The organism is Nostoc sp. DedQUE09 (assembly GCF_034530915.1).
GTDB lineage: Bacteria > Cyanobacteriota > Cyanobacteriia > Cyanobacteriales > Nostocaceae > Nostoc.
The window spans coordinates 25,720-31,719 of the sequence record NZ_JAVRCE010000083.1; the positions used below are offsets into that span (position 1 = coordinate 25,720).

Here is a 6,000-nt window from a genome sequence, read left to right on the forward strand (position 1 = left end):
GGGAAAGGGGAAAGGGAAAGGGTTTGATATTTACCTTTACCCCTTACCCTTTAACCTTTACCCAGACCAAAAGAGAGATTGTTGGATTTATCCGAAAAGTATTGCGTACTGCCTGGCTCTAAGAGAATCTGTACAAGGTTGATGGTTCACTCAAACGTCTTAAAGTCGCAGAAACATTTCTTTGGCAAGGTCAGCTAGATTTAGCGATGCCTGCGATGGACTACGCCTACGCACTATTTGTTGATTTAAAAAAAGCCTGCACAAAATTTTATCAGCTATCTTAAAAAGCACTTGACTTCCGAGCAAGTGCTTTTTTTATAACTTTGTTTAAGCTTATTTTACTTAATTTGTCAAGCTGACTCTATACTAAATTAGATGAGCTTACCCTGCTACTTTTATTGCTTCGTCACAGTTTTCGTATCGATATTCTCACTTTCCAATCTCAACCGATTTAATTTACATTAGGCGTAATTTAGCTGAGAATAACCCTAGCCATACCTAAACTGACAGTTAAAACAGCAGATGGTAGACCATTAATGTCAGAATACTGAATCTAATGATGAGAAAATAAAGGTAAGCAATGCCTACCTCCAAACTTGCTGGGCTATTTACCCAAGACAGATAAACAGCAAATTTTATCAGTCAAAATTTATGACTTCCTACGTTCCCTCTCCAACTCGAAAGCGACCCACTCAAGCAATAGGAGCCAAAATTTTCCACTGGTGTAATATCATTAGTCTATTTATCATGCTCACCAGTGGACTACAAATTTACAACGCCAACCCTGTTTTTGGTGGACGCGCAGGTCTGCACATTCCTCCGATATTTACTTTAGGAGGTTGGCTTGCAGGAGGTAGACACTGGCATTTTGCAGGAATGTGGCTATTCTCGCTGAATCTGTTGTGGTATGGAATTTACATTTTAATTACCCGACGCTGGCGACATCGCTTTGTCGGTGCTAATGACTTGAAAGCATTACAAAAAACTCAAAATTCCCAACGTCTAATTTATGCTTGGCATCGGATTGCTTATACAGCAATTATTCCTATTTTGCTGCTGGCATTATTTACAGGGATAGGAATGTATAAACCTGCTCAATTTCCCTGGATTGTGGATTGCTTTGGCGATTGGCAAGCATTGCGAATTGTTCACTTTGCCTCAGTGCCGATGGTTATTTTATTTGTAGTAATTCACTATCAATTAGGGCGTAAGGCTGGTGGTACGGAATTAACAGAATCAATGTTTTAATAAACAATCTTTTTTTAAACAAAAAATGAATTATTTTGATAAATTGAATGGAAATATCTTAAAAAATCAAAGCTTACTATTTGTAGGACTCGATCCAAATCCAGAGATGATGCCTGGGCGTTATGAATCTGAAGAACTCATCGCTGGTTTGGAAAAGTGGTTACAATTCATTATTGCAGAAACTTCTGATTTCGTTTGTGCTTATAAACCGACACTTGGCTTTTACGAAGCTTTAGGTATTCCTGGTTTAGAACTGCTGTACAAAACTTTAGCAGCTATTCCAGCCCATATTCCAGTGATTTTAGATGCTAAACACAGTGACTTAAATACTAGTACCATCTTTGCCCAGACTGTGTTTACACAATGGCAAGTGGACGCAATCACTCTCAGTCCCTATACAGGACAAGATCATGTAGCACCTTTTTTGGTCTATCCTGATAAAGCGGTGTTTATTTTATGCTGTACTTCTAATCCAGGTGCACAAGCTCTACAGCAATATCCTACAAACGAATCACCCCTTTATTTACAGGTAGTAAAAGAATCCAAAACCTGGGGTACTCCAGAACAATTGGGTTTAGAAGTGGGAACTACAAATCCTGAAGTTTTAGCACTTATTCGAGCAGTTGCACCTGAACGAATTATTATGGCGCGTAGCATCTGGGCGGAGGGACAAAACCTGAAGCAAATTTTAGAAGCTGGCTTGAATAGTAATGGTGATGGTTTACTGATCCCGGTTCCTCAAGATATGTTGGGAAATACGCAATTATCAGAGGAAGTTCAGTCTCTACGTGCAGAAATTAATCAAATCAAAACTGAAATTATTTACGAAAATTCTACTTGTTCTGTGTGGTTTCCTGATGTTTGTTTACTCAATCAGCACCCTCACCAAGATTTGATTTTACAACTTTATGATATTGACTGCATTATGTTTGGCAGCTTTGTTCAAGCATCAGGAGCTATATTTCCTTATTACATCGACTTACGCAAAATTATTTCCAACCCCCAAGTTTTTAATCAAGTTCTCACAGCTTATGAGGATATTTTGAAGAACCTCAATTTTGATAGATTAGCAGGTATTCCCTATGGTTCATTACCAACTGCAACTGGTTTAGCTTTGCGCCTTCATTGTCCGATGATTTTCCCGCGTAAAGAGGTAAAGGCACACGGAACTCGGAGAGTAATTGAGGGTAACTTTCATCCTGGTGAAACAGTTGTAGTGGTTGACGATATTCTCATTAGCGGCAAAAGTGTCATGGAAGGGGCAGCAAAGTTGGAATCAGCTGGATTAAAGGTTAATGATATTGTGGTATTTATCGATCACGAACAGGGGGTGAAAGATAGGTTACAGCAAAATGGTTATCGTAGCTATGCGGTTTTAACTATTTCGGAAATTACTAATACTCTGTATCAGGCAGGGCGAATAAATGAGGAGCAATTTTCAGCTTTTGCTGAAAGTTAATCATTTAAATAATGTGAAGTGGAGAATCTGGAAATATTTTCTTTTCTACTTCCTGTTTAACAGATTTAATTACTCGGTTCAATCTAGTAAATAGAATAATTTTCGCTTTGAAATTAATTATGAATTTTCCCCTGAATCAACTACTTAGATGGTTAATTTTTACGTTGTTATTTCCTCTAGTATTCCTCAATGGTTGGCTAGCATTTTTGTTGGTGAAAAACTTTCAACCTGTTGTGACAATTGTTGTATTGGCTACTTTGCTTGCATTCGTTTTAAACTATCCTGTTTCGATTCTGCAACGACGGAAAGTTAAACGCAGCTATGCAGTAGCATTAGTTTTTATATTAGCATTGGTAATTGTTGTGGCTCTGGGTATCACTTTAGTACCCATTGTTTTAGAGCAATTTAATGAAATGGTTAAAGTTTTTCCTCGATGGATTGATTCTAGCGAAGAAAAACTTCAGATTGTAAATGATTGGTTGTTTAAACATAAAATAAATGTGAATCTAAGTCAGCTATTAGCACAAGTTACTGACCAATTACCTAATGAATTAGAATTTGTCTCAGATAAACTTTTAAGTATTATTATAGATACAATTGATAGTATTTCTGAGGCATTAATCACAGTAGTGCTAACTTTTTACTTGTTGTTAGATGGCCCAAGAATTTGGGAGGCGATATTTAAGAAGTTACCTGGAGATATTGCCCAGCAGATAAGCCAGTCTATTCAGCAAAACTTCCAAAATTACTTAATTGGTCAGGGAACTTTGGCTTTGCTGATGGGTGTTTCAATAACATTATTGTTTTTAGCTTTTCAAGTCCAGTTTGGTTTACTCTTTGGTTTGGGAGTTGGACTTTTGAGCTTAATTCCTTTTGGTGATGTCGTCAGTCTGGTTTTAATAACTTTAATAATAGCGTCACATGACTTTTGGCTAGCAGCTAAGGTTTTTGCGGTAGCTGTTGTTATCGATCAGTTAATCGATCAGGCGATCGCACCACGTCTTTTGGGTAAGTTTACTGGTATTAGACCAATATGGGTATTAATTGCTTTGCTTGTAGGAACCAATGTTGGCGGAGTCTTGGGTTTACTAGTTGCGGTACCTGTAGCTGGTTTTATCAAAGATGTAGCAGATGGTTTTTCTAAATCTGTTAATTCTGATAACCTGGGTGAGGGTGAAGCAGCATCAGAATTGTTGGTAGAAAAATCAATATCGCATGAGTTGTAGATAAAAATTGCCATCTCTACCGTTAACGAGAAGTTGCAACGGTATCATTTAGGTCGTAATTCACTCAAGTCAACCTTATTCCCAAACCTCGTAAATTGGCTAAGGAATTAATATGGACAAATTGCCCCTAAAACAGTTAGTCAAAAACATTTATCAGGAACTACTGCCTAGATTACAGATTGAAAGTGTCAATCCCTGCGATCCAATTAAGGTAAGCTATCTTCCACAACCTTGGCGGCTGCTTGGCAGAGGAAATTACGCCGCAGTATTTTATCACCCCGATTCCCCTGACTATGTAGTTAAGATTTATGCCCCAGGACGGCCAGGTTTTGAAGAGGAAGTAGAAGTTTACCGTCGTCTAGGTTATCATCCAGCTTTTTCTGAGTGTTTGTACGCTAAAGATGGATTTTTAGTCTTGAAACGGCTTTATGGAACAACCCTCTACGATTGTATGCACTTTGGTTTACTAATTCCCAAGCAGGTAATAAAGGATATTGATGAAGCTCTTGACTATGCACGAAGTCGTGGACTCTACCCTCATGATGTCCACGGGCGTAATGTCATGATGTACCAAGGCAGAGGATTAGTCGTAGACATATCAGATTTCCTGCATCAAGAAGCTTGCTCAAAGTGGAATAACCTAAAAAAGGCTTACTACTGGTTATATCTGCCCGTGTTTTACCCACTGCGACTGCGCGTACCATACTTTGCCTTAGATATCGTCCGCAAATGTTATCGCTTGGGAACTTCTGTTAAAAATTTTTGTTACCAACTATCTCTAAGATTAACTAATATTAAGTATTTAAATAAGTATTTAAAACGTTAAGAGCGATCGCCAGAAAATTTTGTGCTGTCCAATTTTTGCTATTTTGGCACTTTCGTCATCAACACTTCGTTGATAAATCTTATTGTTGCTTGCGATCGCTGAATGTATTGAAGACAATAGCATAGACTACCAGAGACTATCGCTCCTTATCTTTCAATATTTACAGCAATTTTCAGGTAATTGAACCACAAACTACAGTAACCTAAATATGAAGTAATTGTTTGATTCGATGCCAGTATCTTACTCAGAGGATTTGCGTCGTCGCGTGATTGCAGCTTGGTTAGCAAAAGAAGGTTCTCAACGGCAGGTGGCGCAAAGATTTAAGGTCAGCTTGTCGTTTGTACGAAATTTGCTGCGTCATTATCATGAAAGTGGGCAAATTGAAGCAAAACAACGTGGAGGATACCAAAAGCCGACAATTCAGGATGAACATCTAAGCATGATTAAGTCTTGGGTGGAAGAGAAAAATGATTTGTTGCTAACAGAATTGTGCGATCGCTTTGTAGAACGTACAGGGATTGAGGTAAGTATTACTACAATGCATCGGGCGGTAGAAAAATTAGGCTTACGCTGTAAAAAAAACTCTTTACGCGAGTGAGCAGGATACACCACGAGTACAGAATTACGACATGACTATCGCCGTTGGTTAGATAAAGTTGACGTGCGAAATTTGGTATTTGTCGATGAAGCCGGATTGAATTTATCAATGTCACGCTTGTTTGCTCGAGCAGTAAACGGCGAACGTGCAGTTGGTAATGCTCCTGGAACCAAGGGTAGGAATGTTTCTTTGATTGGTGCAATAAATATCGATGGACTAGTTGCTGCGATGACTGTGCCAGGAAGTACAAATACTGAGGTATTTCTAACGTATGTAACTCAGGTCTTAGCACCTCAATTATGGCAAGGAGCAATTGTCGTAATGGATAATCTTAAGGTTCATCATGCTGAACGTGTAAGGGTTGCAATTGAGTCAGTGGGTGCAAAAGTCAAGTTTTTACCTCCCTACTCTCCTGACCTATCACCCATAGAGCTTTGTTGGTCTAAACTCAAGCAATTTCTTCGTTCCTGTGAGGCGCGTACTTCTGAATCGCTCAATCAAGCAATGGCTGAAGTTGTAAATTCTATTACCGAGGATGATACTTTCGGTTGGTTCAATCACTGTGGTCTATTTACCTGAAAACTGCTGTAACCCTCTTTTGTCACTTTCCTAGTATTCTGAATAAAAGGATTAAAAGAAAAAA

At 38.5% G+C, this 6,000-nt stretch carries 7 protein-coding genes; 6 read left to right on the forward strand and 1 reads right to left on the reverse strand.

The window, feature by feature from the left end; all coding sequences use genetic code 11:
* Positions 1-651: 651 nt before the first annotated feature.
* The 4 genes from RMY27_RS31955 (at position 652) to RMY27_RS31970 (ending at position 4,759) form a co-directional block, all read left to right on the forward strand.
* A complete protein-coding gene (locus tag RMY27_RS31955) occupies positions 652-1,248 on the forward strand; it encodes a cytochrome b/b6 domain-containing protein (RefSeq protein WP_322668838.1) in 597 nt (198 codons plus the stop codon).
* A gap of 25 nt (positions 1,249-1,273) precedes the next feature.
* Complete coding sequence (locus tag RMY27_RS31960) at positions 1,274-2,707, forward strand: bifunctional orotidine-5'-phosphate decarboxylase/orotate phosphoribosyltransferase (RefSeq protein WP_322668839.1); 1,434 nt, start codon at positions 1,274-1,276, stop codon at positions 2,705-2,707.
* A gap of 119 nt (positions 2,708-2,826) precedes the next feature.
* Entirely contained in the window at positions 2,827-3,933 is a 1,107-nt protein-coding gene (locus RMY27_RS31965) for an AI-2E family transporter (protein ID WP_322668840.1), read from the forward strand.
* A 112-nt stretch (positions 3,934-4,045) separates the two neighbouring features.
* Positions 4,046-4,759, forward strand: a complete 714-nt coding sequence (locus RMY27_RS31970) for a serine/threonine protein kinase (protein ID WP_322668841.1) — start codon at positions 4,046-4,048, stop codon at positions 4,757-4,759.
* On the opposite strand, the gene RMY27_RS31975 is transcribed toward RMY27_RS31970, so the two are convergent.
* Positions 4,748-4,876: a hypothetical protein gene (locus RMY27_RS31975; protein ID WP_322668842.1), complete on the reverse strand. Its 129-nt coding sequence runs from the start codon at positions 4,874-4,876 to the stop codon at positions 4,748-4,750. The genes RMY27_RS31970 and RMY27_RS31975 overlap by 12 nt on opposite strands.
* A gap of 112 nt (positions 4,877-4,988) precedes the next feature.
* Here RMY27_RS31975 and RMY27_RS31980 point away from each other — a divergent pair, with 112 nt between their 5' ends.
* Both RMY27_RS31980 and RMY27_RS31985 read left to right on the forward strand, forming a co-directional pair.
* Positions 4,989-5,357, forward strand: a complete 369-nt coding sequence (locus RMY27_RS31980) for a helix-turn-helix domain-containing protein (RefSeq protein ID WP_322668843.1) — start codon at positions 4,989-4,991, stop codon at positions 5,355-5,357.
* Between the two features lie 63 nt (positions 5,358-5,420).
* Positions 5,421-5,936 carry an IS630 family transposase gene (locus RMY27_RS31985; protein WP_322668844.1) on the forward strand — a complete coding sequence of 172 codons (516 nt, stop codon included), beginning with the start codon at positions 5,421-5,423 and terminating at the stop codon, positions 5,934-5,936.
* Positions 5,937-6,000 lie beyond the last annotated feature (64 nt).